The sequence below is a fragment of the Bacillus sp. 03113 genome (assembly GCF_006546985.1).
GTDB lineage: Bacteria > Bacillota > Bacilli > Bacillales > Cytobacillaceae > VATK01.
In genome coordinates, this window is the sequence record NZ_VATK01000004.1 from 227,022 (window position 1) to 244,462 (window position 17,441).

At 35.8% G+C, this 17,441-nt stretch carries 17 protein-coding genes and 1 riboswitch; of the genes, 4 read left to right on the forward strand and 13 right to left on the reverse strand.

All coding sequences use genetic code 11. From position 1 onward, the window contains the following. Positions 1 to 211: 211 nt before the first annotated feature. The gene (locus FDO66_RS05280; protein ID WP_141431377.1) at positions 212 to 1,408 is read right to left on the reverse strand and encodes a pyridoxal phosphate-dependent aminotransferase; all 1,197 of its coding nucleotides are present in this window, start codon (positions 1,406 to 1,408) and stop codon (positions 212 to 214) included. A gap of 150 nt (positions 1,409 to 1,558) precedes the next feature. Here FDO66_RS05280 and FDO66_RS05285 point away from each other — a divergent pair, with 150 nt between their 5' ends. Beyond that, positions 1,559 to 2,344, forward strand: coding sequence for a carbon-nitrogen family hydrolase (locus FDO66_RS05285; protein WP_141431378.1), 786 nt, complete (start codon positions 1,559 to 1,561; stop codon positions 2,342 to 2,344). A gap of 24 nt (positions 2,345 to 2,368) precedes the next feature. On the opposite strand, the gene FDO66_RS05290 is transcribed toward FDO66_RS05285, so the two are convergent. The 5 genes from FDO66_RS05290 to FDO66_RS05310 form a co-directional block, all read right to left on the reverse strand. Beyond that, a complete protein-coding gene (locus tag FDO66_RS05290) occupies positions 2,369 to 2,953 on the reverse strand; it encodes a DUF2087 domain-containing protein (protein WP_141431379.1) in 585 nt (194 codons plus the stop codon). A 224-nt stretch (positions 2,954 to 3,177) separates the two neighbouring features. Further along, positions 3,178 to 3,897, reverse strand: a complete 720-nt coding sequence (locus tag FDO66_RS05295; RefSeq protein WP_141431380.1) for a LutC/YkgG family protein — start codon at positions 3,895 to 3,897, stop codon at positions 3,178 to 3,180. After that, positions 3,894 to 5,324 carry a LutB/LldF family L-lactate oxidation iron-sulfur protein gene (locus FDO66_RS05300; protein WP_141431381.1) on the reverse strand — a complete coding sequence of 477 codons (1,431 nt, stop codon included), beginning with the start codon at positions 5,322 to 5,324 and terminating at the stop codon, positions 3,894 to 3,896. The genes FDO66_RS05295 and FDO66_RS05300 overlap by 4 nt, the downstream gene beginning before the upstream one ends. Positions 5,325 to 5,375: 51 nt before the next feature. Further along, the gene (locus FDO66_RS05305) at positions 5,376 to 6,095 is read right to left on the reverse strand and encodes a (Fe-S)-binding protein (RefSeq protein WP_141431382.1); all 720 of its coding nucleotides are present in this window, start codon (positions 6,093 to 6,095) and stop codon (positions 5,376 to 5,378) included. A 224-nt stretch (positions 6,096 to 6,319) separates the two neighbouring features. Continuing rightward, complete coding sequence (locus FDO66_RS05310) at positions 6,320 to 7,048, reverse strand: FadR/GntR family transcriptional regulator (protein WP_141431383.1); 729 nt, start codon at positions 7,046 to 7,048, stop codon at positions 6,320 to 6,322. A gap of 287 nt (positions 7,049 to 7,335) precedes the next feature. Between FDO66_RS05310 and FDO66_RS05315 the strand changes: the two genes are divergently transcribed. After that, complete coding sequence (locus FDO66_RS05315; RefSeq protein ID WP_141431384.1) at positions 7,336 to 9,027, forward strand: L-lactate permease; 1,692 nt, start codon at positions 7,336 to 7,338, stop codon at positions 9,025 to 9,027. Positions 9,028 to 9,196: 169 nt separating this feature from the next. Further along, positions 9,197 to 10,960 (forward strand): B12-binding domain-containing radical SAM protein, encoded by a 1,764-nt coding sequence (locus FDO66_RS05320; RefSeq protein ID WP_141431385.1) that lies wholly within the window; start codon positions 9,197 to 9,199, stop codon positions 10,958 to 10,960. Between the two features lie 41 nt (positions 10,961 to 11,001). On the opposite strand, the gene FDO66_RS20725 is transcribed toward FDO66_RS05320, so the two are convergent. The 3 genes from FDO66_RS20725 to FDO66_RS05325 form a co-directional block, all read right to left on the reverse strand. Next, positions 11,002 to 11,151: a hypothetical protein gene (locus FDO66_RS20725; RefSeq protein ID WP_181444451.1), complete on the reverse strand. Its 150-nt coding sequence runs from the start codon at positions 11,149 to 11,151 to the stop codon at positions 11,002 to 11,004. 11 nt (positions 11,152 to 11,162) lie between these two features. Continuing rightward, the gene (locus FDO66_RS20730) at positions 11,163 to 11,312 is read right to left on the reverse strand and encodes a hypothetical protein (RefSeq protein WP_181444452.1); all 150 of its coding nucleotides are present in this window, start codon (positions 11,310 to 11,312) and stop codon (positions 11,163 to 11,165) included. Positions 11,313 to 11,407: 95 nt separating this feature from the next. Then, a complete protein-coding gene (locus FDO66_RS05325) occupies positions 11,408 to 12,766 on the reverse strand; it encodes a TrkH family potassium uptake protein (protein WP_141431386.1) in 1,359 nt (452 codons plus the stop codon). Positions 12,767 to 12,960: 194 nt separating this feature from the next. Between FDO66_RS05325 and FDO66_RS05330 the strand changes: the two genes are divergently transcribed. Continuing rightward, entirely contained in the window at positions 12,961 to 13,155 is a 195-nt protein-coding gene (locus tag FDO66_RS05330) for an alpha/beta-type small acid-soluble spore protein (RefSeq protein ID WP_141431387.1), read from the forward strand. Positions 13,156 to 13,197: 42 nt separating this feature from the next. Here the strand turns inward: FDO66_RS05330 and FDO66_RS05335 are convergent, their stop codons facing one another. The 4 genes from FDO66_RS05335 to FDO66_RS05350 all read right to left on the reverse strand — a co-directional run bounded on the left by FDO66_RS05335 (position 13,198) and on the right by FDO66_RS05350 (position 17,317). Next, positions 13,198 to 14,463, reverse strand: coding sequence for an anti-sigma factor domain-containing protein (locus FDO66_RS05335; RefSeq protein ID WP_141431388.1), 1,266 nt, complete (start codon positions 14,461 to 14,463; stop codon positions 13,198 to 13,200). Then, complete coding sequence (gene sigI / locus FDO66_RS05340) at positions 14,460 to 15,200, reverse strand: RNA polymerase sigma factor SigI (protein ID WP_258535590.1); 741 nt, start codon at positions 15,198 to 15,200, stop codon at positions 14,460 to 14,462. The genes FDO66_RS05335 and sigI overlap by 4 nt, the downstream gene beginning before the upstream one ends. Before the next feature lie 236 nt (positions 15,201 to 15,436). Beyond that, positions 15,437 to 16,213: a TerC family protein gene (locus FDO66_RS05345; protein WP_141431390.1), complete on the reverse strand. Its 777-nt coding sequence runs from the start codon at positions 16,211 to 16,213 to the stop codon at positions 15,437 to 15,439. Between the two features lie 99 nt (positions 16,214 to 16,312). Then, a riboswitch (yybP-ykoY riboswitch) is annotated at positions 16,313 to 16,406 on the reverse strand. A gap of 131 nt (positions 16,407 to 16,537) precedes the next feature. Further along, positions 16,538 to 17,317 (reverse strand): amino acid ABC transporter ATP-binding protein, encoded by a 780-nt coding sequence (locus tag FDO66_RS05350; RefSeq protein ID WP_141430660.1) that lies wholly within the window; start codon positions 17,315 to 17,317, stop codon positions 16,538 to 16,540. Positions 17,318 to 17,441: the final 124 nt, after the last annotated feature.

The following is a 17,441-nucleotide window of genomic DNA, read 5'->3' on the forward strand; positions in this document are numbered from 1 at the left end:
TTCGACAAATATTGATCTGTTAACTCAAATCATTCGACAAATGTTTTTCTTGTCATAATTAAATCCTTAAAATAGGAAATGGGTTAATTTTTTTACCGTATGTGTAAAAAAATAAGACTGGCACAAAAGGATTTGAATCCTTCATACCAGCCTCATTTTAATTATTGTTAAATAAGTTTTTTTCAGAAAAATGCCACTTAATATTCACATTTTATTTGGCATGTATTTGGTGCGTCGTAAAAATAGGTAGTGCTTTCATTCGATCCACTGCCTCAACCAAACGATCCTCTGATGTCAATAGCCCTACTCTAACGTACCCTTCACCAAATTGGCCAAAGCCTACACCAGGAGCAACGACAATGTGAGCCTTTTCTAATAAATAATCAGAAAACTGCTCTGAAGTAAATCCATCAGGAACTTTTAACCATGCAAAAAAAGAGCCTTGTGGCGCTTTTACCTTCCAACCAATGTCTTGAAGCCCTTTAATGAAAACATTTCTTCTGCTTTCATATAAATCATTAAGTTCCTTTACACACGCTTGGGACTCTGTTAATGCAGCTGCTGCCGCCTCTTGAATGGCACCAAACAGACTTACATATAAATGATCTTGAAGTAGATTAATCGCATTTATGACACTTTCATTGCCGACTGCAAAGCCAACACGCCATCCTGCCATATTATAGGTTTTTGAAAGTGTATAAATCTCTACCCCAGACTCTTTAGCCCCTTTAGTTTGCAGAAAACTGACAGGCTTTTTACCATCAAATCCAATGGCTCCATAGGCAAAATCATGAATGACACAAATGTTATTTTCTTGACTAAATGCGACAGTTTCTTCAAAGAACTCTTTCGTTGCAGTAGCTCCGGTAGGATTATTCGGATAATTTAAAAACATGAGCTTTGCTTCATCTCTAACATTCTGACTGATCTGCTGATAATCAGGCAAAAAGTCATGCTCTTCAAGTAGAGGCATAGTGACCATTTTTGCTTTTGCTAAAGCAACACCAGACCAATAATCAGGATAACCTGGGTCTGGGACTAAAACAGTCTCTCCTGGATTTAATAAACACTGAGGAATTTCAACCAATCCTGCTTTCCCTCCAAATAGGATTGCTACTTCCTTTTCAGGATCTAATTCGACCTGATATTCTTTTCGATAGAACTCAGCTACAGCTTCTTTTAAATAGGAATAGCCTTGAAAAGGAGGATATTTATGGTTCAGAGGGTTTTCTGCTGCTGTTTGCAGCTTTTTAATAATATGACTTGGGGTTGGCTGATCCGGATTCCCTTGTCCTAAATTAATAATATCATGTCCTTGTTCTACAAACTTTGCAACCTTGGATACAAGTGATGCAAAGAATTGCTTTGGTAAACTATTTAATAATTCAGATTGTGGATAAAAAGTCATGCTTTCACCTGCTTTTATAATAAATAATATTTTATTATTGAAATACGATAGTTAAATGATATAACGTAAAGTAAAGACTTAAAAGTAAAATCAATTATTTTACTCTTAACGATAGAATACAATAACTAATTATAGCAGAGGGTGAGTATTTTGAAATTAAAAATTTCTTGTTTACAAATGAATATTGCGTTTGGTGATCCAACTAAAAATATGCTTGAGGCAGAGAAGTTGATTGCCCAAGCCATAGAGCAACAAACGGATGTGATCGTCCTACCTGAACTGTGGACTACTGGCTATGATCTTACACGACTGGATGAACTAGCAGATTCTAATGCAGCAAGCTCCACTTCATTTCTACAAAAAATGGCTCAAAAATACCAAGTGCACATCATTGGAGGATCCATTGCTAATAAAACCGATGATGGAATTTATAATACTCTATTAGTCGTGAATAAAAAAGGAGAAAAAATCCACGAATATAGCAAGCTTCATTTGTTTCAGTTAATGGATGAGCATTTGTTTTTAAAAAGCGGAAAAGAGAAAGGCCTGTTTACATTAGAGGACCATTCGTTTGCAAGCATGATTTGTTATGATATCCGTTTCCCTGAATGGATTCGAGCTCACACAACAAAAGGAGCGGAAGCTATTTTTGTTGTAGCAGAGTGGCCGCTGCCTCGATTGGAGCATTGGAAAGCATTATTAATTGCAAGAGCGATAGAAAATCAATGCTATATCATTGCTTGTAATAGAGCTGGTGACGACCCAAATAATACATTTGCTGGCCACTCGATCATCATAGATCCTTGGGGAGAGATCATCACAGAAGCAGGTGTAGAACAAGAAATTCTCCATGGTGAAATCGATTTATCAAAAGTTAAAGAAGTTCGGAAAATGATCCCGATTTTTGCAGATAGAAAACCGGAATATTATTTATAAAAGTACTGGGCAAAGGTAGCGAGTCTACTCCTCCTTTGCCCACATTTCTTCGGGATTTAATTCATATATCCCTTTTTCACGATACATAAAGTGATAAATGATAAATTCTCGTCGGATCGTAGCATAGTCCTCATGAAACTGTTTGATAAATTCATTTAATTCTTTTTCTTCATACTTATGGCCTTTTTTGAGTCGCTTTACGATTGACTCAAGTACAACAAGCTTCTTTTTTCTTTGAGCGGGTATGGAGATAAGTTTTCCTTCTTTAGAAAAAAAGGATTGAAGAATTTTTTGCTTTTCCATATTCATATTTGGCATGTTTTCTGCCTGCCCCTCTTTTACATCAATTAACTCATTTAATACAGCCGCTTGCTGACTAATCACTGATTTATTTAAGTAAAGATAAATCGTGTTTCTCTCTCTTCTTTCATAAATCGCATTTATTTCTCTAAGTTTTTTTAAATGGTGAGTAATTGTTGGTGGAGTAAGTCCAAGCTTCCCTGCAATGGCTTGGCCATGTAAAGGACCATTTGCTAGAAGTCGAAGAATCCGTATTCGTGTGGGGTCTCCCATCGTTTTATGAAAAGCAACTAATCGGTCGAGCTGCATCAATCCTCCTCCTTTCATTCGATGTTTATCTAATTAGATATATATCAAACAATGGATGAACTGTCAATATGAAGACATCTTCGTATCATTATGTATGTAGGTATAGGTAAGCCCATCATCGTCCTTAGTACAGCACTGTTTACTAAAGAACCCTCACTCATGATTAAGAAAAAAAGCTGAAAGAAGCTATATGACCTCTTTCAGCTTTTTTTCTTATCCGTTTTTTACAAATCCTCTACAACAATGTAAGCAACCTTAACCGGACCATGGACACCAACAACAAGATTCATTTCTATATCAGCAGAGTTGCTCGGTCCAGTAATAAAATTAATACAAGAAGGAATAGTTTCTCCTCGCTCTACCTTGCTGCGAATCAATTGAGCTGCTTGCGTCATACGTGGAACAATACTGCTTTTTGGAACAATCATTATCGAGGTTGCCGGGAGAAAGCTAATGGATCGCCCTCTATCCTTACTGCTAAACAATACTACGGTTCCAGATTCAGCCAATGTAATCTCGCTTATAGCAATCCCAATATTGGCTTGTTCTGCTTTATGCACATTTTCTTCTCCTTGAGAATAATCCCACTCATAAACATCAATATCGTTCGCAGGCCATTCCTGTTTAAAAAGAGGTAATAGCCCGTATTCCTCGAACCTAAGATCCTTCCAGGTTACGATCGGTCCGCCTCCAAAGGCTTCAACAACTTTATTAATTGTGTGTCCGAGATCTTTTTTGTTTGTTAATAAGAGATCTGTGTGTATCTGTTCGCATTGTTTTGTTAATACTTCGAGCAGCTGATCTTGACTTGCATCTTTTAGTACCGTATCTTGGGGGCTATGTTTCCAGAAAGGTAACGCTACTCCTGATATTCTTTTTGGCCGCCCTAATCTTTCAGCTAGTTTGTCTAAAAAAGCATCCCGCTTTTGAATGGAACCTATCATTCTTCGTCACCTTCTTTAGAACGATTTTTATACCAATCCCGAAACCTTTCCTTATTTGGAGCAGGAAAATCCCGTATATCTGTCCAAGCCTTCAATGGACCTGGCCCTTTCGAGATTTTCGTTCCGTTTGAAAAGGGAGCCATCATAGCAGGTGCTATTTTTGATCCTAGTTTATATAAGGCTGGTGAAGCAGCTCCTAGACCGAATGCTTTCATTGCGAGCTTTTCTGAAATAGGCGCTCGTCCTTCCTTTTCGACAATGATTTGTCGATGCTTATGCAGCAACTGATGCAAAGGTATTTTCACAGGGCAAGCTTCACTACAGGCTGCACATAAAGTTGAAGCGTATGGCAATTCCTTATAGTCATCATAACCCCCAAGCAATGGCGACAACACTGCTCCAATTGGCCCCGAATAAATAGAACCGTAAGAATGTCCGCCTACATGCCGATAGACAGGACAAACATTTACACAAGCCGCACAGCGAATACATTGTAAAACAGATTGAAATTCCCCTCCAAGAATATTTGATCTTCCATTGTCTACAACAACTAAATGAAACTCTTCAGGTCCATCAATGTCTCCCTCATCACGTGGACCAGAGAGGACGGTAATGTAGCTTGTTAATTTCTGGCCTACCGCACTTCTTGTTAATAAGCTGACCAGTACTTCCATTTCTTCAAATGTAGGAACTAATCTTTCCATGCCCATTACAGTAATTTGTGTCTTTGGCAAAGCTGTTACGAGATCTGCGTTTCCTTCATTTGTTACGAGACTGATAGAACCTGTTTCGGCAATGGCAAAATTACACCCAGTAATCCCAACATCAGCTGATAAATATTCCTGCCTTAATGTTTTTCTTGCATGTGCAGCTAATTCCTCTGGTTTTGAGGTTTGATGGTAATCAAGTTTTTTTTCAAATACAGTTTTTATCTGTTCTTTATTTTTATGAAGCGCAGGTGCTACGATATGGGATGGCGGGTCATGATCATCAATTTGCAATATATATTCGCCTAAGTCGGTTTCTACTACATCACAGCCAGCTTCTTCTAAGAACGCATTTAGATTTATCTCTTCGGTTACCATTGACTTTGATTTGACAACCTTTTTGGCTTGTTTTTTTTCAATGACTTCTTTTATATACAGACTTGCTTCTTCAGCAGTTTGAGCAAAGAAAACATGACCTCCTCTCTTCGCAACATTTTCACTAAGCTGATATAAATAATAATCAAGGTTATTCAATACATGCTGCCGAATTTCTTCTCCTAGTGACCGCCACTCTTCCCAATTCCCTAATTCCTTCGCAGCCTCAAGGCGTCTTGAACTTAAACGATCTTGAGCTCCCGAAACAGCTCCCCTCATAAAAGAATTATGAATACCGTCATCAACTCGCTCTTTGAATGAGCTCGTTCCAATTTTCATTGTCACTGTTCATCCCCCCTAAAAGAATCAAGTGTTCCGCTTTTTTCTTTTCTAACTTCAGCTCCTGCTGTTTAATACCTCGGCAATATGTAAAACCTTTATTGGTTTACCGTTTCGGTCTATGCGCCCTCCAATATTCATTAAGCATCCAGCATCTGCGCATATTAAATAGTCACTTTTTGTTTCTTCAATATGCTGTACTTTTTCATCTACCATTTGTTCAGAAATAGGAGTCATTTTTACGGAAAAGGTTCCTCCAAATCCACAGCAATTTTCTTTATTAGGCAGTTCTGTATATTCCAATCCTCTTACATGACTCAGTAGTTTCATAGGGGCATTTCTAACTCCTAACAATCTTGTCATGTGACAGGAAGTATGGTAGGTAACCTTCCCATTGAATTGAGCACCCACATCCTCCACCTTTAAAATATCTACAATAAATTGTGTTAGTTCATACGTTTTATTTGAAAGCGCTTTCGATTTTGGACCCCATACCGGATCATCTTTAAAAACATGTTGATATTCATGAAACATGAAAGCACAGGATCCTGAAGGCGAAACCACATATTCTGCATCTTCAAAGGTTGTAATCATTCTTTTCATTGCTTCTTTAGATTCCTCTACATATCCACTGTTGTAAGCTGGCTGCCCGCAACACACTTGTGATTCTGGAAAATTCACTTCACAACCAAGGTGTTCCAATAATTCGACCGTTGCTTTACCTACATTGCTTTGAAACATATCTACTAAACAAGTAGCAAACAGTGTTACTTTCATAGCCTCTGCCATCTCCTTATTAGATTCTATTCATTATCTTGTCATTATTTATCATTCATCCGGTCATCTGATGACTGTTGACGAAATAATAAATAATATAATTAGATTATTAACTATAATATTACTATATAAATTACAGAAACGTAACCATATTTTTCAAAAAATAAGGTTTTATTTGGAAAGCGTTTTTCCTATTTTCAACTAAACGCTTTCCTATGTTTGGATTACTTGTTTTTATTTGTTTCTTCAAAATATCTCTCTAATATTTTCTCGACGTTACATAAATGAGAAAGCATCGCTTCACGTGCGCTCTCTTCATCGCGATTTTTGATCGCTGAATAAATATGATCATGCTCTTCATATAACTGTTGGATCGTCGTTTGTTTAGAAAACAACCAAAGCTTCCTTGTTTCTTTCATGGTTTCAACCATTAATCCTGAAACATACGTTAATAAATTCGCGAGTAAAGGGTTATGAGAGGCATTAGCCAATGCTAGATGAAAAAGGAAATCTGACTTTTCTCCAAGCTCTTCATTTCCAGTTGCTACTTTCATTTCATTTAATGAAGTTAAAATAGCTATCAAATCATCCTCAGTCCTATTTTTAGCAGCTAATGCTGCGGTTCCTGTTTCAAGGATTTTTCTTACTTCTAATAGATGGAGAACATCCTCTTTATTCATCAAAATGGCTGTAGACAATGGGAAGGTTAGTTGTGTAGCTTCAAAGGCTTTTACGAAAGTCCCTTCACCTTGCTTTATTTCAATTAAGCCCATTGCACTTAATGCGGTAAGTGCCTCACGAATAGCAGATCGGCCAACATTGAAGTTTTCAGCCAGCTGCTGCACAGATTCCAGCCTGTCTCCTGGTTTCAACCGCCCAGTTCTTATCATCTCATAAAGGGCTTCTGTCACTTCTTCATATATTTTTTTTGGTTTTATTTGCTTATATCTCAAAAAATCCCTCCAAATGAATCACTTATTCTAAATTATAAGGTGCCAAACGTCTTACTTACAAATATAAGTTCATAATTCTTTCACAAATTACTTGTTTTTTTATCCATTTCCACCTATAATTTGAAATAAAGTGATCTAGTCATCTGATGACCTAATTATCTTTTAATCCTTTTATTTTTCGACTATTACACTACCATTTTATGAAACCGCTTTCAATAAATGGCTTTTTTTGGTGCGGAATTTGCTTCTTGTTCAAAAACCACTTCTTAAAAAAAGGAGGAAACAAGATGTTCTTTCATCAAAATGTTACTACTGTTGGTCAAAGTCTTGTTTTAACTGCATTGGTTTCATTTATCCCTATTTTCTACTTCTTTTGGGCCCTTGCTATTAAAAGAATGAAAGGTTATATGGCTGGACTGACAACTTTGCTCATTGCGTTGATTATTTCTGTAATCGCTTTCAAAATGCCCGTTCCTATTGCGTTCCTGTCTGCGTTTCAAGGAGCTGTCTATGGGATGCTGCCGATTGGCTGGATTATTGTTACCTCTGTATTCTTATACAAATTAACAGTCAAAACTGGACAATTCAACATCATTAGGAGCTCAGTCGTTTCTATCACAGAAGACCGGCGTTTACAAACTTTGCTTATCGCATTTTCGTTTGGTGCATTTCTAGAAGGCGCTGCTGGCTTTGGGGCTCCTGTGGCCATTTCCGCGGCTTTATTGGTAGGTTTAGGCTTTAATCCGCTCTATGCAGCTGGTTTATGCTTAATTGCCAATACAGCTCCTGTTGCTTTTGGAGCAATTGGGATTCCGATTATAGCTGTAGAAGGACCTACGGGCATACCAGCCATGGAAATTTCAAAAATGGTCGGTAGACAATTACCATTCTTATCTGTCTTCATCCCATTCTTTTTAATTTTTATTATGGCTGGATTAAAAAAAACATTTGAAATATGGCCTGCTATATTCCTTTCTGGCATTTCATTTGCCATTACACAATACATTACCTCAAACTTCCTTGGTCCGGAGCTTCCCGATATTCTTTCCGCCCTTGTGTCCCTAGTTGCCTTAACGATTTTTTTGAAATATTGGAAACCAAAAGCGATCTTTCGTTTCTCTTCTGAAGAAGAATTTGCAGCAACTGCTGCTACAAATAATGATGTAATAAAAGAGCAAAGATATACAAAAGGACAAATCGCAAAAGCTTGGTCCCCATTTGTAGTACTAACAGGATTTATTTCTATATGGGGTATTCCAACGATCAAACTTGCTCTTACTGGGCATTATACTGGTACAAATTCGATCCTTAAAGGAATAAATGAGTTAGGAAGCCTTTTGACTTTTATGCCAGAGGTACCTTTCCTGCACAATAAAATTATTAATGAAGCAGGTTCTCCCGTTGCAGCTATCTTTAAGCTTGAAATATTAGGTGCAGCCGGTACAGCTATTTTACTAGCAGCCATCCTCTCCAAATTTATTGTGAAAATCTCATGGAATCAATGGTTACAAACGTTAGGTGAAACATTCATTGAATTAGCCTATCCTCTTATTACAATTGGATCCGTTGTAGGCTATGCATATATTGCAAATGCATCAGGGATGAGCACAGCTTTAGGAATGCTGCTTGCAAAAACTGGAGCACTCTTTCCTTTCTTTTCTCCATTTTTAGGCTGGTTAGGGGTATTGATCACAGGCTCTGATACATCTGCAAATCTTTTATTTGGTAATTTACAAAAGATAACGGCAACTTCAGTTGGAATGAATCCAGTTCTTGCTATCGCAGCAAACTCATCAGGAGGAGTGACTGGAAAAATGATTTCCCCTCAATCCATCGCAGTTGCTTGCGCTGCTGTTGGACTTGCCGGAAAAGAATCCGAATTATTCAGATTTACAATCAAACACAGCTTATTTCTTCTGCTTCTAATTGCCATTATTACCTTTTTGCAAAGCAATATACTTTCATGGATGGTACCTTAAACAGAAGAAAAAATTAGAGTGACTAAAAGACATGTAGCTTTCAGTCACTCTTTTTTCTTTAAGGTACTGTCCTAACAGGCTTTCCCTTATATGTCCTATTCTTTTTTGTTTCTTTACGTTATAATTATGATTTGATCTACTAGTTACTCTAATAAGGAGTTTTTATGTCATGACAATTATTTGCACTACATTAAACGCTAAATATATTCATACAAACATGGCGATTCGATATTTAAAAGCATTTGCAGCTCCAGAATTTGATATACAGATTTCCGAATATACAATAAAGGATCCCGTAATCAACATTGTTATGGACCTTATACAGAAAAATCCATCCGTTATCGGCTTTAGCTGTTACATATGGAATATTGAAGAAACCATAAAAGTCATAAAAATGCTTAAGAAAATTAATCCAACCATTACTATTGTTGTTGGCGGTCCTGAAGTCTCATATGACATTAATGATTGGATGGAGAGCGTAATTGAATTTGACTTCATCGTTATTGGTGAAGGGGAACAAACCTTTAAACAGCTGCTTTCCGAATTAGAAGGAGATAAACAGTTTGAGGTTGTTTCAGGTATTGCTTATCGTAAGGAACATCACATTCAAATTAATCCTCGGCGAAATAAACTTGATTTAAAGGATCTCCCCTCCCCATTTCGTTTTCAAGAAGACATTCCTCATTTTTCAAAACGTGTTACTTATATTGAAACGAGTAGAGGGTGCCCTTTTAGCTGTCAATTTTGCTTATCCTCGATTGAAGTGGGAGTTCGCTATTTTGATCGCGAAAAAATTAAGAAGGATATACGTTATTTAATGGATAACGGTGCAAAAACAATTAAATTTGTCGATCGAACCTTTAATATTAGCAGAAGCTATGCCATGGAGATGTTCCAATTTTTAATCGATGAGCACCGTCCTGGAACTGTTTTTCAATTTGAAATTACTGCTGATATTATGCGCCCAGAAGTCATTACATTTTTAAATGATAATGCCCCTGCTGGATTGTTCAGATTTGAAATTGGCGTACAATCAACCAATGATTATACAAATGAGCTTGTGATGAGGAAACAAAACTTTGAAAAATTAACCAGAACCGTCATGATGGTGAAGGAAGGAGGAAAAATTGATCAGCATTTAGATCTTATTGCAGGACTTCCTGAAGAGAACTATCACTCCTTCAAAAAAACATTTAATGATGTTTTTGCCATGAGGCCAGAAGAGCTTCAGCTTGGTTTTTTAAAAATGCTTCGGGGTACAGGCCTTCGAATTCGTGCAAAAGAACATAACTATATTTACATGGATCATTCTCCTTATGAAATTTTAGGAAATAATGTTTTACCTTTTGAAGATATTATTAGAATAAAACAGGTTGAGGATGTACTTGAGAAATACTGGAATGATCATCGAATGGATCATACCATTGAGTATCTCGTTACAGAGGTATTTCCAACTCCATTTGATTTCTTCCAAGATTTTGGAGCTTTCTGGGAGAGTCAAGGCTGGTCTAGAATTGGCCATCAATTAGAGGACCTATATAAACGCTTGCTTTATTTTTTGCAAGAACAGCAAATACAAGATTTAGATACTATTGAAAGCTTTATGAAATTTGATTATCTTTCAAATCAGAAATATAAACCTAGAAAGCCATGGTGGCTGCCATCGATAGGAAAAGAAGAAAGAACGAATATATATAAAAAAGTGATTGACACCCCGTCTATATTTGGTTCAGATTTTACTCAGTTGCAGCTGCAGGAAAAAGATATTTATAAGCATACAATGCTTGAACAACTTTCCTTCCATATTGATGAATACTATATAAATGGAAAACTAAGGAAGGAACCGACCCTGCTACTAGCCTACTTTGATAGCCAAGAAGCAAAATCCACTTTGTTTCAGTGCGCCTATAAACAGATAGACAAATCTAGATAAAAAAATGTGCCCAATATTTTTAAATACTGGGCACAACTTTATTATTCGCAACTTTTTTTCTTACTGGATTGTTTCTTTTTTTGACTCATAAAAGGCATTTCGAATAATTTATCAGCATTTATATCCCCTAATTCCATTCCTAGCTCTACTTTATGCAAATGATTATTTTGTTTTTCAGCTTTATTTTTCATTAAGGTCTTCCTTATCGTCCATGTTTTGAGTTTCTGTTTGCAAACTTCATACGATCTTCACCTTGACTAAATTCTGCTGAAAATTCACTTTCTTGTACATTCTTTTTAGGTGTATGACTATATTTTTCAACCGCATGAAATTCGGCTTTTCGTTTAACCATATCTATCTCCTCCTTAGCAAGATAAGATTAGTTTGTATCATACTGTAGAAAAAATAACATAACCTTTTTGCTTATTTTAGGAAAATTGTTAAGTACTAGCCAATTATGACTCTTTCCTTAGGATAGTGATAGTTAACCTTCTTTTCTTTTCCACCAATGATAAATAGAAATGATAAAATACCAACACGGCCAATGAACATTAAAATAATAATAGTTATCTTCCCTGTCACAGATAGGTCCGGTGTAATGCCCAAAGATAAGCCTGTCGTTCCAAAAGCTGATGTAACCTCAATAATGATTGCTAGCAAAGAATGATCCTCTGTAATACTTAACAGCACAACACTAATAAAGCATAATAAGAGAGCCATCATCGTGACTACTAATGATTTAATCAAATCCTCTTCATGAAGTTCTTTCTGAAAAATTTTAATTGATCGATTTCCTTTTGCAAAATGGTATAAAAACAGTAGATTTAACGCAAACGTAGTCGTTCTTATTCCTCCACCAACGGAACTTGGAGAAGCACCAATAAACATAAGAGCAGACATGACTAATAATGTAGATGGATTAAGTTCACTGATATTCATCGTTGTTAACCCACCATTTCGAGTAGCTGCTGATTGAAATAATGAATAAAAAAGGGATTCATCCCATTCTTTATTAACTAAAAAGTGATTAAATTCTAATAAGTAAAAGCAAATCGCACCAACTGCTAATAAAATGAAAAAAGTTAACGATGTAATCTTTGTAAAAAGAGAAAAATGAAACCTTGCAAGTCTTCTTTTGTTCCCAAACAAAAATTCCTTCGTTTCAATTAGTACTGGAAATCCGATTGCTCCTAAAGTTAATAATACAATATGAACAAATTGGACAAAATAATCGTTAGCATAGGGAGTTAAAGAAGCCCCTGTTATATCAAAACCTGCATTTGTAGTTGCATTTACGGAGGCAAATACGCCATGGAAAAAAGCTTCCTGCCAGGTTGGAAAATATTTAAGAAAATAAATACCTAATATAAATGACCCAATAAGTTCAATCCATAAAATGATGGCAAGAATCGATTTCAATAGTTTCACAAGACCCGATAAATTAAATTGATTTTGGTCCGCCATGATGAGCCTGCGTTCTTTCAATCCAATCTTTTTACCAACAAGCAGCCAGAAAAAGGTACCTAATGTCATGATTCCAATTCCACCAAACTGAAAAATAAACATGAGGAAAAAAATACCTGTCGTACTGAATGTATCAGCAGTGCTTACTGTCGTTAAACCTGTAACACTTACTGCACTTACTGCCGTAAATAACGCGTCTAAAAACGTCCACGTTACCCCATTTTTATGAGTAACCGGCAAACTTAACAAAATCATCGAAATAGAAACGGCTAAAAAATAATAAGTCACAATTATTTGAGCTGGTGATAGCTTTTTTAATTTTGAGCCGAGGTTATTTCTCATACAATAAATTCCTTTCAAATTTCTATATTAAAAGATTAGAATACCTTACTGCATAGATCCCTTTATTTCCCCTACTTGTAACGAGTCATCCAAATTGGTTAAACATTCCCACAAATAAATAGACAATAGTGAATAATACTATAATCACAGAGATATTAATTCTCTGAAATTTAATTGAAAAGGAGCTAAAGAAAATGGCCACAACTAGTAATAAATTACTTGTTCCAGGTATTGAACAATATTTAGACCAAGTGAAATATGAAATTGCTCAAGAATTTGGAGTTCAATTAGGCGCAGACACTGCTGCTAGAGCTAACGGATCTGTTGGCGGCGAAATTACAAAAAGGCTCGTTCAACAAGCTCAATCCCAACTTTCTGGATTAAAATAATACTGACAAAATTAAATAGATAATGGCTAAAGAGTCCGGTTTTTAATCGGACTCCTTGTCTTTATTAGGAGACAGGCTATTTCCATTGATTTTTTCTTGTTTTATTTGATCAGTTTGTCCTTTTAGCTCTTGTTTTTGATTACCTTCATTCTGTGAACGATTCTCCGTATTGAGTTTTTCTTCCTTTGTATCATTACTCTCCGTATTAGTTTCTTTTTGAGCTCGCAACATTTTTTCTTCGTTTGAAATATGATTTTCTTGAACAATTTCTTTTTGTACTGAAACACTATCACCAAGCTTCTCTTGCGATTTTTCTACCTCGGTATCCTTATTATTGGCATTCGGAAAGGGGGATTGACTTACACTTTGTTCCATATAATTTTTTTGATTCACTTGATTATCTGTTCGATCATTTTTTTCTTTAACCCGAATGGTTTCTTTTTTATTTATTTCTTTCACTATTCGTTCTTTTTCAATTACTTTATTCTTTTTCTCTTCTGAATCTGTTTGTTGGTCATACTTTTTTGCTTTTTGTTCAAATTTTTTCGTTTGTTTCTCATGCTTCTTTATTTCTTGTTTATTTTTTTGAGATTGTTGTTGTTCATGTTTTTGTGTTTGTTGTTCATGTTTCTGCGTTTGTTGCTCATTGTGTTTCGTTTTTTGTTTATTTTTATCTTTCCATAATCCTATTGCCATTTTTGATTTGATTGCCTGCTGTCTTTCTTCCTTCGTACCTTCTGATATTTTTACAGGGATATCTTCTTTTCTCAAATCTAATTTTATTTGATTTATTGATGTATGTAAGAAAGTTTCATCAGATTTATGTGGATTATGAACTAATACTGCCGTCATACTAATAGATTCTTTCTTCTTTATAAATCCTTGCCTTTTCATTTCATTCATTATTTTTTTTGTTACCGAGCCTAAATCCTCTTTCTCCCAGGCTTTTATCTGACTAGAAACGATTTGTCCATTCTTATTATACGGTATGATATCAATAACCTTCATGTTTTTATTTACTGCAACTTCTATTCCAGGATTTACATCAATAGACATATAAGCATACACTTTATTCTCTTGATAAAAAGGTATTAATAATGACATGCATAATAATAAAAGAGCAGCTGAAATAAAAAGAGGCTTTTTGAACCATGTAAACTTTTGATAATGAGCTGTTACTGGAATAAATTCAATTTCCTGACCAATTTCATATAGATCACTTGTTAGTCGAGCTTTACAAAATTCACCATTTGCGGTTAAGAGGGTTAAGAAACGTCGATCTTTTTCTAATATAATTCCTTTTTTCACGTTTCTAACACCCCTTTTATATAATCCTTTAAGTAAATATAATCTCCTGACAGGATCAAGCTAATAGCAACAATGTATTTTCGATTTCGTTCAATTGTTTTTCTACTGACTTTTACCTTTTTTTCTAACTTTTTAATCGGCAATTTTTTTGTTTCAAAAAGGTACGTTTGTAAATCCAGATCATCTGCAATGATTTTCGCAATGCTCATTGCGCTTTTTCTAGCATCTTTATGCTTTGGTGTGTGCTCAACTAACGCTTGAAAGCTTAAATCAAAATGAAGCAGTAGCTGTGAAAACTTCTTGATTTCTTCTCTTCTTTCTTCAATCTCCAAAATTTTTAAGTATTCTTCAACAGAAAGACTATCTTCAATTGAAACAGGAGAAGCATCATCTTCTTGATCATTAATGGCTAAGCTCACATTTCGACTTTTTGATTGATATCTTATATAATCAATTACTTTCCTTTTTATAATGACTTCAGCAAAACTTAATAAAGAACAACCCTTTTGATGATCATATTTCTTAATCGCTTCATGAAAGGCAATCAAACCGATGCTAAATTCATCATCTGATTCATAAATATATCTCTTGCAAACACTAGAAACGGTTTTAGCAACAAATGGCTGATATTCATTAATTAAATCGTTTAATATATCTACATTATCTTGTTGAATTAAGGTCAGTTTTTCTTCTAAAGTTAGCTTCCGATCCTTTGATATGATTGAAAAATCGTCCACCTGTCTCACCTCTTTGCTAACATTAACCAACAGTAACATTCAACCTCTAAACTTTTATAACAAATTGGTGAAATTGGAGGATTACTACTTGTTAATGCCTGACTACGTTTGATTCGATTTACCTTCAGTTGGGTCTCCGATGAAGGAAGTTTGATCTACTTATTATAACATATAGCATTTGGCTATTAGTCAGGAGAAAAAAGGATGTTCTCAGAAGGACATGGAGCTTTCAATTGTTATCTTAAACCTGTATCATTATTTTTTGCTTCAGTACGATGATTCGCAATCAAATATCCTCCTACAGCTAAAAGCAACAATACAAACCAAAATACCAGCTTCCACTCTAATGATTCTGGGAAATGTTCGTTTAACAGTCCAATCTTTGGATGCGCTAATGTAAAAACAGCGAGCTTAACGCCTACCCACCCCACTATAAGAAATGCAGCTGTTTCAAGTGCAGGCTTTGCGTGAAGCAGTTTAACAAAACGATTTGCCGCAAAGCGCATGATCACTAAACCAATAACTCCCCCCATAAACATAACGATAAATTGTCCTCCATCCATTCCTCCTATTTCAAACCAACCGATTGGGCGAAGAGTAATAGCTAAAGCGACAGCTGCTAGCATAGAATCAATGGCAAAAGCAATATCAGCTAATTCAACTTTTAAAACTGTTATCCAAAAGGAAGATCCTTTATCCTCCTTCTCTTTTTCCATTTTCTTTCGCTTTGCTAATTTCTTAAATAGATGGTTCCCAGCAATATAAAACAAATATGCAGCTCCTATCGCTTGAACCTGCCACATATCTGTCAGAAAAGTAATTATAAAAAGAGTGAGGAATCGGAATATAAACGCACCAAGCAATCCGTAAAAAAGAGCTTTTTTCTGTTGATTAGCCGGTAAATGCTTAACCATTACTGCCATTACAACTGCATTATCTGCTGCCAATATCCCTTCTAAGCCAACTAGAACAAGAAGCACCCATCCATATTCAACAATGATACTAATATCCATTTATTATTTGCCTCCTTAGATTGCTCCCTTTCTCCCTGCTGGCATTTTTTCATGTCCTAAAACACAAATAGACCTATTGCCACAGGCAAAGGTCTTGCAAAGCATTTATATGCTAATAAAGCCGATGGTAAATACCATGAAATGACGACTTTATTTTAGGTCACCCTAAAAGCTACTCCCCTTTGAAAAGGAATATATGAAATTAATTATATTATAAGATATTATAGCCTTTTAAATCAACTATTTTTCAAAGAGAAAAGGGCTTTTTTGAGCCCTTTTTTCTCTTTGTCTAACTTCAGGGCTGTTCAAGGCGCTTTCGCTTTTCTATATAATTTGTGATAAAAAGGCTTTTGTCCGTTCGTGTTTTGGATTGTCGAAAATGTCTTCCGGTGTTCCCGTTTCAACAACTTCCCCTTTATCAAACAAAATAATTCGATCGGCAACCTGTCTGGCAAAGCCCATTTCATGCGTTACGACAAGCATCGTCATTCCTGATTCAGCCAATGTTTTCATTACATCTAATACTTCTTTTACCATTTCTGGGTCTAAGGCTGAGGTAGGTTCATCAAACAACATGATTTTCGGCTGCATCGCTAATGCACGAGCGATCGCCACACGCTGCTGCTGCCCGCCTGATAATTGGCCAGGGTATTTATTAGCTTGCTCTGGAATTCCTACACGTTCAAGCAGCTCTAAAGCAACTTTTTCTGCCTTGCTTTTTTTCCACTTTCGTACCCAGATAGGAGCCAATGTAATGTTTTTCAAAATGGTCATATGAGGAAATAAGTTAAACGATTGGAACACCATGCCCGTTTCTTTACGAATTTCTTCTATATTTTTCAAGTCGTTCGTTAGGTTAATGTTATCAACGACAATCGAGCCTTTTTGAAACTCTTCAAGGGCATTGATCGTACGGATAAAGGTTGATTTTCCCGAACCAGATGGACCTAAAATAACGATTACCTCTCCTTGCTTCACCGTTACATCGACATCTCTTAATACATGGTGATCTCCATACCATTTGTTGAGGCCTTTAACAGTAATAATATCATCTCTTTGTTCGAGAGGGGTGGTCAATTTTTCTACTCCAAATACGCTTTCCATCTTTATTTCCTCCCTTGTTGATAGATAAAAATATCAATTTTATTTACATAGACTGCCGTCTATCTTCGTCATACGAGTGCCGATGTCACACCAGGACGTGGCGTCCATAATCAAACGCGCTTTT